The organism is Pollutibacter soli (assembly GCA_029269725.1).
In the GTDB taxonomy this organism is placed as follows: domain Bacteria; phylum Bacteroidota; class Bacteroidia; order Chitinophagales; family Chitinophagaceae; genus Pollutibacter; species Pollutibacter soli.
In genome coordinates this window covers 146,345-164,986 of sequence record JARJHS010000008.1, presented here as the reverse complement: position 1 = coordinate 164,986, position 18,642 = coordinate 146,345, and the positions used below count along the sequence as shown (strand labels likewise).

General features: G+C 41.4%; 24 protein-coding genes. 11 read left to right on the top strand and 13 right to left on the bottom strand.

Features of this window, described 5'->3' with window-relative positions:
• Positions 1-33 precede the first annotated feature (33 nt).
• From P2W82_RS18825 to P2W82_RS18800, 6 genes are all read left to right on the top strand, one after another.
• Positions 34-627 carry a porin family protein gene (locus P2W82_RS18825; protein WP_336517479.1) on the top strand — a complete coding sequence of 198 codons (594 nt, stop codon included), beginning with the start codon at positions 34-36 and terminating at the stop codon, positions 625-627.
• A 269-nt stretch (positions 628-896) separates the two neighbouring features.
• Positions 897-1,436 carry an RNA polymerase sigma factor gene (locus P2W82_RS18820; protein WP_336517478.1) on the top strand — a complete coding sequence of 180 codons (540 nt, stop codon included), beginning with the start codon at positions 897-899 and terminating at the stop codon, positions 1,434-1,436.
• 5 nt (positions 1,437-1,441) lie between these two features.
• Positions 1,442-2,005, top strand: a complete 564-nt coding sequence (locus P2W82_RS18815; protein ID WP_336517477.1) for a hypothetical protein — start codon at positions 1,442-1,444, stop codon at positions 2,003-2,005.
• Complete coding sequence (locus P2W82_RS18810) at positions 2,002-3,000, top strand: DUF4097 family beta strand repeat-containing protein (protein ID WP_336517476.1); 999 nt, start codon at positions 2,002-2,004, stop codon at positions 2,998-3,000. Before P2W82_RS18815 ends, P2W82_RS18810 begins: the two co-directional genes overlap by 4 nt.
• Before the next feature lie 341 nt (positions 3,001-3,341).
• Positions 3,342-3,782, top strand: coding sequence for a hypothetical protein (locus P2W82_RS18805; RefSeq protein WP_336517475.1), 441 nt, complete (start codon positions 3,342-3,344; stop codon positions 3,780-3,782).
• A gap of 3 nt (positions 3,783-3,785) precedes the next feature.
• The gene (locus P2W82_RS18800; protein WP_336517474.1) at positions 3,786-3,986 is read left to right on the top strand and encodes a helix-turn-helix transcriptional regulator; all 201 of its coding nucleotides are present in this window, start codon (positions 3,786-3,788) and stop codon (positions 3,984-3,986) included.
• A 126-nt stretch (positions 3,987-4,112) separates the two neighbouring features.
• On the opposite strand, the gene P2W82_RS18795 is transcribed toward P2W82_RS18800, so the two are convergent.
• From P2W82_RS18795 to P2W82_RS18785, 3 genes are all read right to left on the bottom strand, one after another.
• Entirely contained in the window at positions 4,113-4,301 is a 189-nt protein-coding gene (locus tag P2W82_RS18795) for a type II toxin-antitoxin system antitoxin (RefSeq protein ID WP_336517473.1), read from the bottom strand.
• Between the two features lie 13 nt (positions 4,302-4,314).
• Positions 4,315-5,196, bottom strand: a complete 882-nt coding sequence (locus P2W82_RS18790) for an SPFH domain-containing protein (protein WP_336517472.1) — start codon at positions 5,194-5,196, stop codon at positions 4,315-4,317.
• 305 nt (positions 5,197-5,501) lie between these two features.
• Positions 5,502-6,179, bottom strand: coding sequence for a toxin-antitoxin system YwqK family antitoxin (locus tag P2W82_RS18785; protein WP_336517471.1), 678 nt, complete (start codon positions 6,177-6,179; stop codon positions 5,502-5,504).
• A gap of 112 nt (positions 6,180-6,291) precedes the next feature.
• Between P2W82_RS18785 and P2W82_RS18780 the strand changes: the two genes are divergently transcribed.
• The 5 genes from P2W82_RS18780 to P2W82_RS18760 all read left to right on the top strand — a co-directional run bounded on the left by P2W82_RS18780 (position 6,292) and on the right by P2W82_RS18760 (position 9,720).
• Positions 6,292-6,924: a peptidylprolyl isomerase gene (locus P2W82_RS18780; protein ID WP_336517470.1), complete on the top strand. Its 633-nt coding sequence runs from the start codon at positions 6,292-6,294 to the stop codon at positions 6,922-6,924.
• A 362-nt stretch (positions 6,925-7,286) separates the two neighbouring features.
• Positions 7,287-7,697: an OB-fold protein gene (locus P2W82_RS18775; protein WP_336517469.1), complete on the top strand. Its 411-nt coding sequence runs from the start codon at positions 7,287-7,289 to the stop codon at positions 7,695-7,697.
• A gap of 116 nt (positions 7,698-7,813) precedes the next feature.
• A complete protein-coding gene (locus P2W82_RS18770) occupies positions 7,814-8,230 on the top strand; it encodes a hypothetical protein (protein WP_336517468.1) in 417 nt (138 codons plus the stop codon).
• 4 nt (positions 8,231-8,234) lie between these two features.
• Entirely contained in the window at positions 8,235-8,789 is a 555-nt protein-coding gene (locus tag P2W82_RS18765; protein ID WP_336517467.1) for a YceI family protein, read from the top strand.
• Between the two features lie 13 nt (positions 8,790-8,802).
• A complete protein-coding gene (locus tag P2W82_RS18760; protein ID WP_336517466.1) occupies positions 8,803-9,720 on the top strand; it encodes a DUF5777 family beta-barrel protein in 918 nt (305 codons plus the stop codon).
• A gap of 365 nt (positions 9,721-10,085) precedes the next feature.
• Here the strand turns inward: P2W82_RS18760 and P2W82_RS18755 are convergent, their stop codons facing one another.
• From P2W82_RS18755 to rpsK, 10 genes are all read right to left on the bottom strand, one after another.
• Positions 10,086-11,444: a hypothetical protein gene (locus P2W82_RS18755; RefSeq protein ID WP_336517465.1), complete on the bottom strand. Its 1,359-nt coding sequence runs from the start codon at positions 11,442-11,444 to the stop codon at positions 10,086-10,088.
• A gap of 12 nt (positions 11,445-11,456) precedes the next feature.
• Positions 11,457-11,990 carry an RNA polymerase sigma factor gene (locus P2W82_RS18750; protein ID WP_336517464.1) on the bottom strand — a complete coding sequence of 178 codons (534 nt, stop codon included), beginning with the start codon at positions 11,988-11,990 and terminating at the stop codon, positions 11,457-11,459.
• Positions 11,991-12,026: 36 nt separating this feature from the next.
• A complete protein-coding gene (locus P2W82_RS18745) occupies positions 12,027-12,845 on the bottom strand; it encodes a hypothetical protein (RefSeq protein ID WP_336517463.1) in 819 nt (272 codons plus the stop codon).
• Between the two features lie 150 nt (positions 12,846-12,995).
• Positions 12,996-13,823: a hypothetical protein gene (locus P2W82_RS18740; protein WP_336517462.1), complete on the bottom strand. Its 828-nt coding sequence runs from the start codon at positions 13,821-13,823 to the stop codon at positions 12,996-12,998.
• A 240-nt stretch (positions 13,824-14,063) separates the two neighbouring features.
• Positions 14,064-14,489: a type II 3-dehydroquinate dehydratase gene (gene aroQ / locus P2W82_RS18735; protein WP_336517461.1), complete on the bottom strand. Its 426-nt coding sequence runs from the start codon at positions 14,487-14,489 to the stop codon at positions 14,064-14,066.
• Positions 14,490-14,491: 2 nt separating this feature from the next.
• Complete coding sequence (carA, locus tag P2W82_RS18730) at positions 14,492-15,592, bottom strand: glutamine-hydrolyzing carbamoyl-phosphate synthase small subunit (RefSeq protein WP_336517460.1); 1,101 nt, start codon at positions 15,590-15,592, stop codon at positions 14,492-14,494.
• 86 nt (positions 15,593-15,678) lie between these two features.
• Entirely contained in the window at positions 15,679-16,197 is a 519-nt protein-coding gene (gene rplQ / locus P2W82_RS18725; RefSeq protein WP_419555725.1) for a 50S ribosomal protein L17, read from the bottom strand.
• A 91-nt stretch (positions 16,198-16,288) separates the two neighbouring features.
• Positions 16,289-17,287 (bottom strand): DNA-directed RNA polymerase subunit alpha, encoded by a 999-nt coding sequence (locus P2W82_RS18720; protein WP_336517459.1) that lies wholly within the window; start codon positions 17,285-17,287, stop codon positions 16,289-16,291.
• 91 nt (positions 17,288-17,378) lie between these two features.
• Positions 17,379-17,984 carry a 30S ribosomal protein S4 gene (gene rpsD, locus P2W82_RS18715; protein ID WP_336517458.1) on the bottom strand — a complete coding sequence of 202 codons (606 nt, stop codon included), beginning with the start codon at positions 17,982-17,984 and terminating at the stop codon, positions 17,379-17,381.
• 97 nt (positions 17,985-18,081) lie between these two features.
• The gene (rpsK, locus tag P2W82_RS18710; protein WP_336517457.1) at positions 18,082-18,504 is read right to left on the bottom strand and encodes a 30S ribosomal protein S11; all 423 of its coding nucleotides are present in this window, start codon (positions 18,502-18,504) and stop codon (positions 18,082-18,084) included.
• Positions 18,505-18,642 lie beyond the last annotated feature (138 nt).

Below are 18,642 nucleotides of genomic sequence, written 5' to 3'. Positions count from 1 at the left end.
TCTTATTAATCCATTTCAATAAAACCGATCATTATGAAAATGAAAAAATGGCTTATTGCCTCTTTTGTGCTGCTCGTTATTTCAGGAACCACTTACGCTCAAAAATTCCAGGTTGGTCTTAAGGCAGGTATGAATGCCAGTAATTTTACTGGTGGAAATATTGACTCAAAAACATTGCTGGGCTTTCATGCAGGCACTAATTTCAATTTTCTTCTTGGAAATAATTTTTCCATTTCCCCGGAAATACTTTTCTCATCCCAGGGTGCTAAATATAATGAGCTTGGAACAGAAAAAAATCTCAAAGTGAGTTATATCCAGGTGCCGGTATTAGCAAAATTTCGATTTAATGGAGGACTCTATCTGGAAGCTGGTCCGCAGGTAGGTTTTAAGGTGGGAGAAGATGTAGATATTCCCAACCAGACCATTGATAATTTTGCGAAAAATCTTGATCTTGGTATCGGGGCCGGTTTGGGCTTTCACAGCAGGTCCGGCTTTGGCATTGGTGCCAGGTATATTGCGGGCCTTTCCAAAGTAGGCGACTTCAATGCCAGCGAAATGAATCCCGATTTTAAAAACAGTGTGATTCAGCTGAGCTTATTTTATACTTTTTTTAATAACAGACGATAACTAAGTATTGAAAGGCCATCTTGCAGAGATAAGGCATGCCTTGTCTCTGCAAGAAGACCAAAAAGCATTTTTGGACGGACGGTTCACAGGCCCGGAATAAATTCCGGGTCTTTTTATTGCTGGTAACTCCATTGGTCTGAAGCGTGGTAACTTCATAGCCAGCTCTCCCGCTTTTAAAAAAATATTTCACGAAAACCGTAAAATATGCAACATCGGTTTCGGTGTTGTGTCTTTAATACAAACTACAACGGGTGGAGCTGACTGCAACAATGCCACATAAGGATTTGGTAGATAGCTGTAAACAGGGTGACTCAACCGGTTTCAGAAAATTATACGAATTATACGCAAAGGCCATGTACAATACCAGTCTGCGCATTCTGAATAACCAGGCTGAGGCAGAGGATGTTTTGCAGGAGGCATTTACAGACGCATTCAGGCATATCCACAGTTTTGCCAACAGATCCAGTTTCGGATCCTGGTTGAAACAAATTGTAGTGAATAAGTCCATCAATGCACTAAGGAAAAGAAGATTAGAACTGGTAGACATCGACAAGGTTTGGGTAAGCGAGATTCCGGAAGAGAGTCATGTAGACGAAAATGAAATTCAGTTAAAAGTGCAGGAAGTAAAAAAAGCAATCATGCTTTTACCGGATGGATATCGTACCGTACTAACGTTATACCTGCTGGAAGGTTATGATCATGAGGAAATCTCTCAGATCATGGGCCTGGCAGAATCCACAACAAGAACTCAATACATGAGAGCGAAACAAAAATTATTGCAAATCTTAAAACACGGAGGTGCCCAATGACAAATATGGAAAGATTTATACGGGATCACCGCGACGAATTTGACGACCAGGAACCATCGATGAAAGTATGGGAACAGATCGAGACCGGAATGAATAAAAAAAACCCACCGGCAAAGGTGGTCAGGATATCATATGTCAAATGGAGTGTTGCTGCTGCAGTGTTACTCGGTCTTATCTTATCGGTTGTTTATTTTATACAGCCGGAAAAAACTGAGGTAAGTCCAGCTATTGCAGGCAATCAGGAAACAAATGCAAAAGACACTGTTGTTGACAACATCGATCCGCAGATAGGAAAAATGGTGGCTCAGTTCAGCAGCATGATCGAAGAAAAACAAAAAGAAATTCAATCGATTGAAAAAGACAACCCTGCACTGTATAGTCAGTTTTCAGGGGATATTAAAAAACTGGACAGCACTTACCAGGTATTGCGCAATACCCTCCCTGCGAATCCAAACAAAGAACAATTGTTACAGGCCATGATCAGCAACCTGCAGATGCAGATCGACCTGCTCAATCAACAACTGAACATTATTAAAAAAGTTAAAAACCCAACACGGGCAACAACATGAAATTACGTTTATTCCTTATAGTTAGTATTGCATTTTTAACGGGTAGCATAACCTACGCTGGTGAAGGTGAAAAACTGGTTGAGAAACGAAAAACCTATTCCAAAAGTTACCCCCTTTCTTCCAGTGACAAAGTGAAACTGGAAAACCAGTTCGGTGAAATGAAGATCATAGCCTGGGAGAAAAATGAAATCAAAGTTGATGTTACGATCGTAACTAAAGCATCAAGCGATGAATATGCACAACGCATGATGGATAATATTTCCATCGAAGATGGAAAAAGTTCGAGCCAGGTATTCTTTAAAACAAAAATGAGGAATAACGATCACGACGGAGACAGGAGAGATAAAAAAGAATACAAAGAACAGAGCATGAAGATTGATTACGCAGTATACATGCCTGTTTCTGCAGCGCTTGATGCTACCAATCAATTCGGACCGATGATTGTGCCTGATTACAAAGGGAGCGTTTACCTCGAAAGTAAATTCGGTTCCCTGACTGCCGGCAAACTCAGTAATGTAAAAGAAGTGGATGTTGAATTTGGAAAAGCAGAAGTAGAATCAGTGAATGGCGGCCGTGTAACAATCAAATTCTCCAGCGGCGAATTCAAAAATCTGTACGGCGACTGTGAAATGCGTGTTGAATTCTGTGGCAAAGTAAAGATTGGTATCAACAATTCAGTAAAAGATTTTGATCTGCGTACCTCCTATTCTACTATCTACCTCGATGCTCCAAATGATTTATCAGCCAATTGGGAAATCCGGACAAATTTTGGAGATTTCAAGAACAAAACTTCATTCAATATAAAAGAAGAAAGAGAAGATGAAGATCGACGCGGACCAAAATTCGATAAGAACTTTAGCGGCAATTCAGGAAGCGGCTCAAACAAAATTCAGATCAGAACAGAATTTGGTGAGGTGATACTCGGCCATAATTTACAAGTGGATTTTTCTGATAAAGACGATAAGAAAAAATCAAAAGATACAAGAGTAATCTGATCCAACTACAACTATTCGTTTACTATTGACTTTCTCAGTTTTTATTTCTCTTGTGCGGCATAAAGGGGCGATTTTTATCGGCCCTTTATCTTTTTTGCCGAAACCCGCCAGGTATCCGACACTTGCAAGTGTCGGATACCTGGGAACTTTCACGAAGTTCAAATGGATTTTAGATTAAACAAAGTGAAAACCACCGGAAATCAGGGAGAATATTCTACTCCGGTTCTGTAATTTTTCTCATCCGTAAACGTCCAGTTTTTGAACAGATTTGTTAATGTCCACCAAAAGGTGTCTTTCTATGTAAAGTATACTTTACATTCGTTCTATCAAAAACAACCACTATGAGTTTTCTTCTTCCTTATGATTTTAAAAAATCAGGACTGATTATTACCCCAGCAGGATTGCTTTTATGGATTCTCATGCAAAGAGGATACACAGCAAAATTCTCGAAATTTCTATTTTCTACATTCCCTGAAAGTTTCCATCATAATTTTGCTGTAGCAGTTGCTGTTGTTTCTTTTTTCAGTTTTATTATCGGATTATTCTTTCTTAGCTTTTCCAGGGAAAAAGCTGAAGATGAAATGATAAAAAAAATCAGGCTGGACAGTTTTCAATTAGCAGCGCTTGTGCAGCTGATGATTATGATCGCGGGATTTGTATGCATGGTTAAGTGGGATCCGGGAAAAGATGGAATGATGTTTTTCTTTATAGCCCTCATCTTGATTTTCTGGTTGGTCTACCTTATTCGATTCAATTATATACTCCATTTCCGATTAAGATAATCAATGAAAAATTTTTTGAAGGAGATCCGCATTTCAAAAAGTATCACGCAACAAGACCTGGCTGATCTAGTACAGGTTTCACGTCAATCGATAATTTCTATTGAAACCAATAGATATACGCCATCAATTTTACTCAGCTTAAAACTGGCGAAAGTACTCGGGAAAAAAGTAGAGGATATTTTTTATCTCGAGCGTGGCGACTAAGTCAAAAACCATTTTGAAAAAAAATCCCGCCAGATGGCCGACACTTGCAAGTGTCCGGATATTCTGGCGGAAAAAGTATTTAATCCTTAGATGTTATAGGTCGAGATGCAGGAAACGGAAGAACAATCAGGTTTTGTTCTTTTTCGAAGCGGGATTTGTCGTTTTTTTCTCTTTCACCCGCCCGCTTTGTTTCAATTGCTGATGAATTATCCATTCCAGCTGACCATTGACACTGCGAAATTCATCAGACGCCCACTTTTCGAGCGCCTGATACATTTCTTCATCAATCCTCAGTACAAAACTCTTCTTGTTCAAAACCTATCCCGTTTTATTGATAGAGTGTGCCTGCATTTAAAACCGGCGTGGCAGCTTTTTCACCGCACAAAACAACAAGCAAATTACTGACCATTGCAGCTTTCTTTTCCTCATCGAGATGAACTATTTCTTTGCTCGATAACATATCCAGCGCCATCTCTACCATACCCACCGCACCTTCTACGATCTTTGCACGCGCTGCAACAATTGCCGTTGCCTGCTGGCGTTGCAACATTGCACCCGCAATTTCCGGAGCATATGCGAGATGCGAAATTCTCGCTTCAAGTACATGAATACCGGAGGGTGCAAGGCGATCATTCAATTCAGATTCCAGCATCACATTTACCTTCTCTCCACCTTCCCGCAATGTTATACTATCTGGTTTGGTTTCGTGGTCCGCTTCCATACTATCGTAAGGATAAATCATAGCAAGATGCCTTACGGAAGCCTCACTCTGGACTTTCACATATTGCATATATGCTTCTACTTCAAACGCTGCCTTGTACGTATCTTTTACCTGCCAAACGATCACCGCTGCAATTTCTATCGGGTTACCCAATTTATCATTCACCTTTAGTTTTGCACTCTCCAGGTTTTCTGCACGCAAAGAAATTTTGAGTCTTGTAAAAAACGGGTTGATGAATAAAAGTCCGTTTTCTTTTACAGTGCCGACATATTTACCAAAGAATGTCAGGACACGCGAATGATTGGGACTTACCACAACTATTCCTTTTAAAAAGAAGATAGCGAACAGGAATGAAACAACAGCCAAGAACACATATGTTCCGTTACCTTCTTTGCCCTGGGTCACCATAAAAAAAACGGCAAGAGCCAAAAGCACAATACCCAAAATCAACGCGAAATAACCCGACATGGGCTTTAATGTTTTTTCCATATGAATTTCATTTTGATATCATAATGATATCAAATATAGTTAAAGGGTTGCGAATTGTTAAAACTTTATTTTAAAAAAAAAGAGAGCGTGACGAGCGCTCTCTTTTTATACGAACATTATAAATTTTAATTTCTATTTACATCCCCGTCCGCTGAGTGGCGGACGACGCAAACAAAATGTTCCTGCCGGAACATCAACGAACCTGTATTATAACCTGAAATGAGTGTGAAATACGCGGTGGCTGACATAGCACCTATCACTTACTACCTTTCACTTTAAACGTCCACCCTAATACCACCTTTCATCTAACCGGGTCCCGTTCGCCCATCTCTTACAGTCACCTTTTTCTTCCCGGAATTCTTTTTCTCCCAGGCCTCTACTTCTTTGGGCTTTGCCTTTGGTTTATCTTCATCCACTGCTGCATTTCCATTAGTTGATGCAGATTTATTACCAGTATACTTTTCACCAAAAACAAACTGCTCGGTCTTTACTACCATTCCTGTTGAAGGATCATATGTTTTCCAGGTACCATGTCGAATCTCCGTTCCATCATGTTTGACGATTCTTGTCATCATCTGTCCAGGATTGTCAAGATCGGGAACATCAATGGTATCATAAGGATTTTCCGGATTCACCGATTTATAACTTTCTTCTCTCATCAGGTCACCAAGCATCGTATAATATGATTGCTTGCCATCACGAAAACCCCATCTGTAATTTTCCATCGCGATCAGATCGCCACTGAGATTATACCGGCGCCAGATGCCTTCCTTTTTACTATCGACAAATTCCCCTTCTTCCTCATATCCAGGTTCACCTCTGAGCTCTTCCACACGGATCACCCATTTCCCCTGTTTCTGCTTCTTTTTATCCAGGCAATTGATCGTATCGCCATTCACCGATATAAGGTAGCTTTCCCATTGCTGGGCCTTTATCCCCAGGAAAGCACAAGTAAATAAAAAGGTGAAAAATGCATTTTTCATGGCATTACGGTTTAGAAAACACAAAGATCAAGACTTAACCTGATTCAACGATATTTGCCTCTGTTAATTTTACCAGGAGCTGATTTTATCGATTTATTAGTAATATTCCGCTATGTACAAGGCTATTATTGGGGTACTTTTTTTTCTGCTACAGCACATTTCAGTCCAGGCACAAACAGGCAATACCAGCAATCTGAAAACGGCACTCGAAAGCTCGCCGGATCCTGTTGCTTATGTTAAGAAAACGAAGAAAAAATGGCGGCTGGATACCGTTTTTATTTCAAGCAATAAAAGATTTTTCGGATTGAGCGATAGTCTCGGCTATTACGGAAAAATAAAAAAAGTGTACGGTCCATATGGCGACAGTGTCTATATGCAAATCCTGGCAAAAGCGCCCAATGTCTTTTACAGGGCGAGTCATATCCTTTTGGATACCTCCAAACTAAATGCAGAAGTCGCACGATCGTTGGCAGATACGATCATTAGTAAGGTCAGAAGAAAATCTGCAGAATTTGAAGATCTCGCAAGAATATATAACACCGACGGTAGCGGTCCGCAGGGTGGCGATCTCGGATGGCGGGCGCGGGGTACATTATTGCCCGCACTGGAAAATGCAATACTGAAGAAGAAAAAGAACGACATCATTAAAGTGTGGACATCTTACGGATTGCATGTGGTAAAAATTACCGGCACGCCTGTTCAGGATGCAGGTTTTGCAATCATCCTTAGCACCAACACTAATTAGGGACTGTTGATTAAGTGAGAGCTGGCGTTGTTCGTTGCTCGTTGTTCGTTGCTCGTTGTTCGTTGCTCGTTGTTCGTTGCTCGTTGTTCGTTGTTCGTTATTCGTTGAACCGCTGCACTTTGCTGAAATTTATAATAGAAGGATACGAGGTCTGAACCGAAAGCCTAAGTCAACCAGATGCAAGGAATTTCACTCTTTAACTACTAAACCCGTGCTGGCGCTGACAACCAAATCCCTTTATAATGCAATGTCGAATAGAACTTCTACAATCAACAGCAAACCCTGATTAAAGCGCCACAATTTCAACCGCTATTGCCAACCGCCGGATGCTGCTGTACGTAGTAAGAGATAAAGTTTGTTGAATGCGAAAGCGAAGGCTGGCTTTAATCGCAGTTGTTATTCTGGCTATTGCAGGAATGGTCTGGTGGTATGTCTGGAATAAACCACATCGTGATGTAAGCAATGAAAAAAGTATCTCCATCGGTGCCGACAGTTTATTCGCCCGATACAACTCAAATGAGGCAGATGCAAACAAACAATTCCTTGACAAAGCGATCAGTGTTCATGGAGTTGTGCAGGAAATAATTACCAATCAGCAAGGTCAACCAGTCATACTTTTCGCAACCGGCGACCCGATAGCAGCAGTTTCTGCCACTTTAAGAGATCAACCCGGTATACAAGTTAAAAACGGGGATCGCATTACTGTCAAAGGCATCTGTTCAGGTTTCGCTTCGGATGTTGTGCTCCGCGAATGTATACTCGTGACAGAGTAATTTTCATAACTACGGCATACGGGCAACGCTTTAACAAATTCAATCGTATACCATCCTGAGCGACGATGAGCAACAGGCTCATCAGATTATTTCTAACGATAATACCCAAACGCAATATGGTTTCAGTACGATCCTGGAACAGGATATCCCGTGTCTCCTATTTTACATTAAGCCTCTGCCTCATTGTAATTATCAGTATCGGCTCACCTGCATGCGTATACGAAAAAGCGGAAATTCTTTATCCATCAAGTCCATGCGATACAACAGGAATTAACTATTCTGAAGAAATTGTTCAGCTTCTCATGGCAAATTGCTACAGCTGTCACAGCACACAAAACAGTGTCGTTTTGGGCGGAGGAATTATTCTTGATCAGTACCACGAACTAAAACACCATGTTGACGATGGTACTATTGTCGGTGTGATCAATCACTTACCCGGATATCCCGAAATGCCGAAAAATGCGGCCAAACTTTCTGAGTGCGATATTGACAAAATCGAAACCTGGATCCGCGCCGGAGCACCCGAAAACTAAGAACATGAAGAATGGTATACTCAGCTGTATAGTGTTATTGCTGTGCTCATTCTATTCCGAAGCACAGTCGGTTTATTTTACAAGAACAGGCAAAGTTGAATTTCATGCGGGTACAACTCTCGAAGATATCGATGCTGTAAATAATGAAGTCACTTCGGTTCTGGATATTCAGAAAGGATCACTCGCATTCCAGGTACTCATCAAAAGTTTTCATTTCAGACGCGCCTTGATGGAAGAACATTTCAATGAAAATTATATGGAGAGTTCCAAATATCCAAAGGCAACTTTCAACGGAAAAGTCAACAACATTGAACAAATTAATTTTTCTGCGGACGGGACTTATTCTGCAAATGTTGAAGGAACTCTAAGTATGCATGGAATTTCTAAACTGGTGACAGCAACAGCTACCATCTTCGTAAAAAATAAAAAGGTTTCTGCCATCTGCAATTTTATATTGAAAACGGATGACTATAATATCAAAATACCAACGGTTGTAGCAGATAAGATTTCTAAGGATGTAAATATCTCGATTCAATGTCAATACGATCCACGTAACTGATCAATTCTCTCAAATGAAGAAAATATATTTTACAGGTCTTTTCCTTTTTTCGATCGCTGCAAATGCCCAGGTGACTGATACATCGTCTGTGATGCAATTGATTGACAGCATTTCATCCACTCCGAAGGCAAACAAATATGTAAAATCAACTTTTAAATCTACGAGGCTGATAAACGCACATTCTGTCGAGAGCCTTGGGAAAAATGAACTGGACATCCAGATAGCACATCGGTTCGGAACACTAAACACAGGAATATATGAGTTTTTCGGACTCGATAATGCTACATTTCGCCTGGGGATTGACTATGGAATTACAAAAAGACTCATGATCGGAATCGGCAGAAGTAGTTATGAAAAACAATATGACGGTTTCATAAAATATAAAATTCTCTGGCAACAGGATGGCGGAATGCCTGTTTCCTTAAGTGCGCTTGCGGGTATGTATATAAACACACTCAAACCTTCAGATCCCAATGAAGAAATCTTTTTTCGTTCAAGACTTGATTATGTTTTCCAGCTGCTGCTTGCAAGGAAATTCGGCGAAGGATTTTCATTGCAGATTTCGCCTACATTGGTTCACCGCAATCTTGTTCCGGAAACCACAGATAAAAATGACATTATTGCCTTCGGAATAGGAGCGCGACAAAAAATCACGAAAAGGATAACCATTAATGGTGAATACTATTACCAGTTACCTGATACAAAAGCTGCAGGCTCTGTCAACGCACTCAGTTTAGGTTTTGATATTGAAACCGGCGGCCATGTATTTCAATTTATGTTTACCAACAGTACAGGTATTGCCGAAAATCAGTACATCGCGAAAACAAGCGGCAAATGGAATGATGGAGATATTCATTTTGGATTTAATATCCGACGTGTTTTTGCATTGGGGAAAAGGGCGAAGGACAACAGGAAGAATGAAAATAAGTAAAAAGTAGAAAGTTAAAAGTTGGGAGAAGATTGGAAGTAATAGTTTAGAAATGAATTGTGCATGGTTGAAAGTGATGAGTACACGGTTTCTGGAAATGTAACCGTTCTTCAATTTATCGGCAACCTGTTGGGCAGTGTAGAAACGCCAGCCACGATGACATTTAACGCTCGCAATTGGAAAAGCACCAGGTAGAATTCCGGCCTGTGCAAACAATTCCCCTGCAGAAAAAGCAGAAGCCTTACATTGAGCGACAGCCGCGAATTTATTCCACCTGAGATGGTTTTCTTCGACGGTACTTTAAATGTAAACTGACACAGCTATAAACGAAAGCCATATGTCCGGCAAAATGTTGTAGTGAAAAAATTTTATTCCTTATCCGCCACTTTTTTCTCCAGGTAAAATAACCTCCACCTGAAAAATAATGATGCACTGAATGGATGTGCAGGGCCATCTTTTTGAGCGAAAGGAGATACCGAGATGCCCGTTCTTATACCTGTCTGCCAGTTCTTCTCTCTATAAGTAAGATCTGCATTCAGGTTCAACTGGAATTTTGAAAAATATTCCCAGTTTTCCTTCATCGGGTAAGTAAATGATTCCGCGGTGAATACTGAAGGATTGCTGTTTGATGGAATCTTTTCATAAACGATTCCTTCCTGCTCTACCGCACGCGTCCACACAATAGCCTGGAATCCGCCACCCAGCCATAATTTACTATTGATATTGTACTGGTATCCCATTCCAAGAGATGCACCAAAACTCTTCAGCATGGTGTGCGACGTATACGTCTTCAATAACGTGTCTGCTCCTGGCTGACTTCCCTCAACATACTTAAATGCTTTTTGCTTCGGAATTCCGTAAGCAAAGGGATTCAGCTCCACCGTCATCAGATGCCTTTCGTGTTTTGCTTCCAACCATATTCCTGGTAATAATATACGGTACGGCTGTGGCTTACCGTTAGGACCAGCCGACCATGTTTCATAATCAGAAATAGCATTTAAAGGAAGCGTCCAGAATAAACCACCGGCGAATCGCCAGTCATCGACGGGCTCATCTATTTTCTGTTCGGACGCATTGGCTGCAGTTGCAGAGTCTTTTGATTTTTCATTTGTTTTTTTCTGTGCAATATTATCCATGGCAGTAACTCTGCCTGTATTATTTTCGACTTTCGTTGTTGAATTATCATCAACTTTTGCCATTGTTTCATCACCCGGAATCACGGTTTTGTCACCGGATGTATTTTCCCCAATGGATTTCCTGCCGTGTTTCCCGCCTTTATTTGTTGAACCGGTTTTGGTTTTTACAGGAACTTTTTGTTTCCCAAGCCTATCTTCTTTTTCTGAAAGATTTGACTGTTCATTAGTGTCAACACCAGAAGAACTCAAGCTTTGGTCTTTCTTACCGTTGATCATTCCGAAGTCAGCATTGTGTTTTTCAGATTTGATTTCGCTTCCGGATTTTTTTGATGGATCATGATTCGTCTGCGAACGCTTGCCATCTGCAGGTCGAAGAAGCTGGTAAGTTACCAGAGAAGAAATAAAAAACAGGATAGCAACGGCCAGCCACTTTTTCGCACTTCCTGAAGAACCGGATTCAGTGTAAACAGGGATCGACTTCTCAGGTTGATGTTCATCGAGTAACCGACGCATTGCACTCCATGCTTCATCAGAAGCAGGCAGCGGTACCGGCGACTCATTCTCTTTTATCAGTTTTTCCTGTTCTTTCACAATTGAAATAATTTATTTGAAATAGTATTTTTTCAAAACGGGTCGTAATTTATTCCGGGTTTCACTGAGGTGCCATTTTACAGTACCCACACTGCAATTCAGTATTTCTCCAATTTCTCTGATGTTGAAGCCTTCAAAGTAGTACAGGCTGCAAACAGCCCTGGTAGCGGGATTCAGCACATCAAGGAAAACATAGAATTCTTTTTCTTCCAGTGAATTCAGCGGTGTCACAGAAAAGAGCCCGGGATCATCATCATTAATTTCAGAAGTCAGCGGTAATGCAGAGCGTTTTAATTTATCAAGCGCGGTATTACGTACAATGGTATAAATCCAGTTAAAAAGATCACCTTTCGAAGAATCATATTTTTCTATTTGTCTGTAAACCTTCAGCATTCCGTCGTTCAGTACTTCAAGCGCAGTATGTTCATCAGCGAAGAATCGCTTACATAAAAGCATAAGCGCAGGATAAACCGTCCGATACAGTTTTTCCTGGCCCTGCCTGTGATTTGCCAGACAATCTTTTATGATTTGATCCTGGTCCTGCAATCGTTTAGAATACGTTTAGAATACAGCTTTCTTTAATCAGTAATAATAATATTTCGTTTCAGTATCAGCATTCCTGAGGCTCGTCAAGGGCCTGTTCAAACTATCATAAGTGAAACTGAAATTGATAGTATCTCTATCGGTGCCATTGTAAATATTGATCTGTCTTATTATATTGTTAGGTGATGGTGCATCCCATATCTCCGGGTAAAGTGCATAATCATTGGAGTAATGAGGATTAAATTTGTTATCGTGTTCAAAAAAAGCCTGGTATCTCAGTTGCAGATTTCCCGCACCAGAAGGATCGTTATAAAATGAACGTTCAGTCAGATTTCCGCCACTATTGTATTTATAGACGTTATAACCCATCAATTGAAAATCGTCGTTCGCCGTAGGAAAGCGCTCGTAGTAGTTTAACTTACTCAAATGTCCGCCAGCATCAAACAGGTATACGATATACATACGCCCTGAATTGTCATATATCTTTTTGACTTTGTTTGCTGCGTTTTCATATTCAACTGTCATATATACCGGGAAGCCTACTTCTTTAATGCTGATAACCCTTCCTTGTGCATCGCGTACATATTCACGTGTTCCTTCTGATTTTACAACACCGCCGTTGGGATCCCTCATTCTGAAAAGTCCGTACCTGGAAATCAGTTTGCGTGATGTATCATACTGATATTCATAAACAAGGTTTTCGAGGTTGTCAGGAATATAAGTGGATACTTCTTTTTTTAGCGGACTTACATAAAGTGTATCAGAATTGATTGTTCTGTTAGCATCAGCAGACATTTCCTTACGGCAGCCTGCCAGCCCTACAATCGATAGTACGATCAGCATGGGCAATTTTTTCATAAGCTTTCAGGTATAAGGTGTTTTAATAGAAACGGAAAAGAAATCAAAAATGTCCGGATATTGAAATTTTTTCTTCTAACGCGCCGGGAACCGGCTTTCCGCAGGCACATCAACAGGTTAAAGAACAGGTATTCATGGACAAGCAATGGACTAATAATAAATAAATTTTGTTTCGCTTTCGTTGTCCTTCGTGCACGTCGCCGGCCGGTCCTGGCTATCATAGGTAAAAGTATAATTCAGGGTATCTCTGTAAGGAAAACCGATGTACTCGTTGATTTGCCGCACCGTATTGTTGGGAGAATTGAGTGACCAATTTTCCGGAAACAATGCATCGTCAACGTGGTACACCGGGTTAGTCCTGTTGTCGTATGAAAAGTAGACTTTTAAAGGTTTTTCCCAGGTGCCATTATTATCATCATCCTGGTTGAAGATCTTTTCCAGCATATTACCATCACTATCAAATTTGTGCGTATGGAAAGACACCAGTTTGTAAGGATCAGTTGTAGCAGGCGTGCGTTGATAGAAGTTTAATTTCTCAATCCTGTTATTTGCGTCATAAACAAATTCAGTATAAAACCTGTCCCTGTTATCCGATATCTTTTTCACTTTTGACGAACTGTTTTCGTATTCAACCAGTAAATAAACAGTGTCAGTCAACTCACCGATTCGGATAATTTTTCCTTCATTGTCCCGGTGAAATTTCCGCAAATCTGTTTTCGTAGTAATGCTTCCGTTCGCTTCTTTAATTTTGAAAGTGGCTATCCTACTGATCGGCCTTCCTGTATTGTCATACAAATATTCAACTACAGTGTTTTCAAAATTTTCCGGCAGATAGGTGACCACCATTTTATGCAGAAGTCCAATTGAACTACTATCAGTAACGGCTGTACGCTGTGAAGGCTCATCTGAGATTTCCTTTGAGCAGGAAATGAACAGAAAGGCTGATAAAATTATGGCGGCAATATTTGATTTTAGCATAACCGAATATTTATTGGGTTCTGTTATAGTAAACGGTGGGCGATTGGAGAAAGGTTGGGTATTAAATACTTTTTTCCAGACCCGGGCATGAGATCGATTGATGGCCTATAATCGAGCAATTACTGATGGGGAACCGTTGATAATCTGCGTGAAACTGATGTGGGGTTAATATATAAAAAGGGATGGTTACAAGAGATAAGAGATATCTTGTGTTTAAGCTGCAACCTTCCGGCAAATGTCTTATTGCTCTTCTAAAAGGAAACGAATTGCAAGCTCGTACCCCTTCAGGCCAAGACCAGCAATAGTACCTTTTGCTTTTGCAGAAACGTGAGAAAGTTTTCTGAATTCCTCACGGGCATGGATATTCGAAATATGAACCTCCACCACGGGAGATTTTATAGCTGCAATTGCATCACCAATGGCAACCGACGTATGCGTGTATCCACCTGGATTTATTATGATCCCGTCTTTTGCAAAACCAGCTTCCTGCAACTTATTAATGATTTCGCCTTCCACATTACTCTGATAATATTCAATATCTATCTCCGGGAAGGCCGATCTTAATTTTTGCAGGTAATCTTCAAAACTGGTATTGCCATACACGTCTGGCTCTCTCTTTCCGAGAAGATTCAGATTGGGGCCATTGATGATGGTAATGCTTGCCATGATTATTTCATCATTCCGATAAACTGGTCAAACAGATATCTGCTATCATGTGGTCCAGGCGTACTTTCAGGATGGTACTGAACCGAAAATGCTGGCTTGCCTTTTATGCGGATACCTTCTATCGATTCATCGTTAAGATTAACATGCGTGATCTCAACATTCGGGGAATTGCGCACGGCTTCCGGATCTACTCCGAAACCATGATTCTGAGTTGTAATCTCGCAATAACCCGTAACTATGTTTTTCACCGGATGATTCAATCCCCGATGTCCGTGATGCATTTTGAATGTAGGTATACCATTTGCCAATGCAAGCAACTGATGACCGAGACAAATGCCAAACAAAGGCTTATCTGTTTTGAGCAATTCCTTCACCGTCTCCACAGCATAAGGCATCGCAGCAGGATCGCCAGGACCGTTCGAGATGAAGTAGCCGTCAGGATTAAACTCCAGCAAATCTTTCACGGGAGTTTTCGCCGGATGAACTCTTACATAAGCACCACGATCAGCAAGACATTGAATAATATTTTTCTTCACTCCGTAGTCCATAACGGCAACGCGAATGGGCGACTCAGGATCTCCGAGATGATATACTTCGTCTGTGGAAACACTTGATGCGAGCTCCAGACCATCCATCGATGGGACAGAGGCCAATTGCCTTTTCAGATCTTCAACATCTGTTGTTTCAGACGAGATGATACAGTTCATTGCCCCCTTCGTGCGTATATGCGCAACCAGTGCGCGTGTATCTATTTCTTCAATCGCAACTACATTCTGTTTTTCAAGATAATCCTGCAGAGAGTCGTCAGCCATCATTCGGCTGTATTTCTCTTCCAGGTTTCTTCCAATCAATCCGCGAATCTTCACGCTGTCACTTTCACGGTCATCTTTTTTCACACCGTAGTTCCCGGTGTGTACATTATTCATAATCAAAACCTGGCCAAAGTAGCTCGGGTCAGTAAATACTTCCTGGTAGCCCGTCATGCCTGTGTTAAAACAAATCTCTCCGGAAGTAGTACCGATCTTTCCGAAAGCTTTACCGTAAAATACATTTCCATCTGCAAGGATAAGAACCGCATTTCTTTGCTCTGTGGTTGCTGGCATTAGGCGTAATTGTTTTAAAATTTCTGCAAAATAAAAAAGGCAGGACCAGAATGGCCTGCCTTTTTTTGATTATTTATCAACATCATTTATTCAGCTGATTTTTCTTCTTTTGATTCAGCAGGCGCTTCCTTCTTTGCTTCATCTCCGGCAGCTGCTTTCTTCTTACCACCACTACGTCTTGTTTTCTTCGCAGCAGAAGCTGAAGTATCAGCAACCCCTTTTCCATAGATCTCGTTGAAATCAACCAACTCGATCAGTGCGCGCTCTGCGTTATCACCGATACGTGTTCCGAGTTTAATGATGCGGGTATAACCACCTGGGCGACCAGCAACTTTCGGCCCTACGACAGTGAACAATTCTTTTACTGAATCTTTATCATTCAGATAGCTGAAAACCACACGATGCTGATGCATGATCTGCTCTTTGGTTTCCGCTTTCTTTGTTTTCGTAATCAGTGGCTCGATATACGTACGCAATGCACGCGCTTTCGCCAATGTAGTTACGATTTTCTTGTGTACGATGAGCTGAGAAGCCATGTTGCTCATCAACGCCTTACGGTGCGAAGCCGTACGGCTGAGATTGTTGATTTTGTCTCCGTGACGCATTTGACTGTTTGTTTAAAGCTGTACCGTGTCAGGAATTACAGCCGGTTAAAAAAAATCGGAACAGACTATGGATAGCCTGTTCCGTTACATATTATTCTTCTTTATCAAGACCAAGTTTGCTGAGATCCATACCGAAGTGGAGACCTCTTTCGTGCAATACCTGCTCAATTTCAGCGAGTGATTTCTGACCGAAGTTTCTGAATTTCATCAGGTCTTCCTGCTCATACTGTACCAGCTCACTGAGACTGTTGATCTTAGCAGCTTTCAGACAGTTGAAAGCACGTACTGAAAGATCCAGATCTTCCAAAGGAGTTTTCAGAATCTTACGCAGCTGAAGTGTTTGTTCATCAACCAGGTCCTCTTTTTTCTCTTCTTTGTTGTCAAAAGTGATATTCTCATCAGTGATGATCATCAGGTGCTGGATCAGGATCCTTGAAGCCTGTTTTACAGCTTCTTCAGGATTGATTGTACCGTCTGTCTTCACTTCCATCAACAGTTTCTCGTAGTCTGTGCGCTGCTCAACACGCGTATTTTCAATCGCGTATTTTACATTTTTGATGGGAGTATAAATAGAGTCGATAGCGATGAGGCCAAAAGCCGCATCTTTAACTTTGTTTTCATCAGCCGGAACGTAACCGCGTCCTTTGTTCACATTGAGTTCAATGTTCAGCTTTGCGGTAGAGTCCATAGTACAGATCAGCAGATCAGGATTCATGATCTGGAATGAACTTGTAGCTTCTCCGATCATACCTGCGGTAAATTCGGATCTGCCTTTAATATTCAGGGTGATCTTTTCTGTCGGTACATCGTGATCAACGATTTTCTTGAAGCGTACCTGTTTCAGGTTGAGGATAATTTCGGTTACGTCTTCAACTACACCTTTGATAGTAGCGAATTCGTGATCAGCTCCCTCGATTACGATGCCGGAGATGGCATAACCTTCGAGTGAGCTTAATAATACCCTACGCAATGCATTACCGATAGTTACTCCGAAACCAGGTTCCAAAGGACGAAACTCGAACTGAGCTTCGAAATCATTGGATTTCTGGAGTATGATTTTGTCTGGTTTCTGGAAATTTAAAATGGCCATATTTAAATTTCTGTTTTACTTGTTTGGCCGGTTTTTCAACCGGTGATGTATGAAATCAGGACCATCCGCGGTAAGCGAATAGCCCTATCCGTTATTTACTGTACAACTCGACGATCAGCTGTTCCTTGATATTCTCAGGAACATTTTCCCTTTCAGGAAGTGAAATGAATGTACCCTGGAGTTCATTTTCATTCCAGTCAACCCAGCTGAATTTAGGGTTTTTGCCCCTCATCATGGATTTCAGAGAATTGTTACCGGCGCTCTTTTCTTTGAGACCGATGCTGTCACCAGCTTTCAGACGGAAAGAAGGAACGTTTACAACTTCACCGTTTACTGTGATGTGTTTATGCGCAACGAGCTGACGAGCTGCCGGGCGTGAAGGCGCGATGCCCATACGGAAAACTGTATTGTCAAGACGGGCTTCCAGGAGTTTGATCAGGTTTTCACCGGTAACACCTTTCATACGCGCTGCATCATCAAATGTGTTGCGGAACTGGCGCTCGAGTACACCGTAAGTGTATTTTGCTTTTTGTTTTTCACGCAACTGGATTGCATACTCTCCCGGAGCTTTGCGTTTGCGTGAAGGACCGTGCTGCCCCGGGGGGAAACTGGTTTTAGTAAGCCATTTGCCGTTTCCGAGAATCGGCTCTCCGAACTTACGGGAGATTCTTGTTTTGGGACCTGTATAACGTGCCATGATTAATTATACTGATTTTTTACTGATGATCTGCGATTATGAAAAAATCAGAAAACTGAATCGCAGACCTGTTATAGAATGAATTGTTCTGTAAATACTATACACGACGCTTTTTCGGAGGACGGCAACCATTGTGAGGAAGCGGAGTAACGTCTTTGATCATTACCACCTCGATACCTGAATTTGCCAATGCGCGGATAGCACCTTCGCGTCCTGAACCCGGACCTTTCACATAAACATCTACTCTCTTCAAACCCGCTTCGAGTGCAACTTTGGCTGCATCCTGTGCTGCCATCTGGGCTGCATAAGGAGTGTTCTTTTTAGAACCCCTGAAGCCCATTTTACCAGCACTGCTCCAGGAAATAACCTGTCCTGTTTTGTTGGTAAGACTAACAATAATGTTGTTGAAACTCGCCGTAACGTGTGCGTCGCCGAATGCGTCCACTTTCACTATTCTTTTCTTCGCTGCTGCTTTACCACCGGCAGCTTTTCCGCCGCCACTTGCCTGTGCTTTTGCCATGATTAATTAATAGGTAATCGTTAGTAATGCCCCACCTGACTTTTTAAAATTCAAGATGGTTTTGTTTAACCCTCCCCCGCACCCAGGATCCGGCGATAAACAGCTATTGGTGCTAACTGAAAAATACCAGCTGAAAAG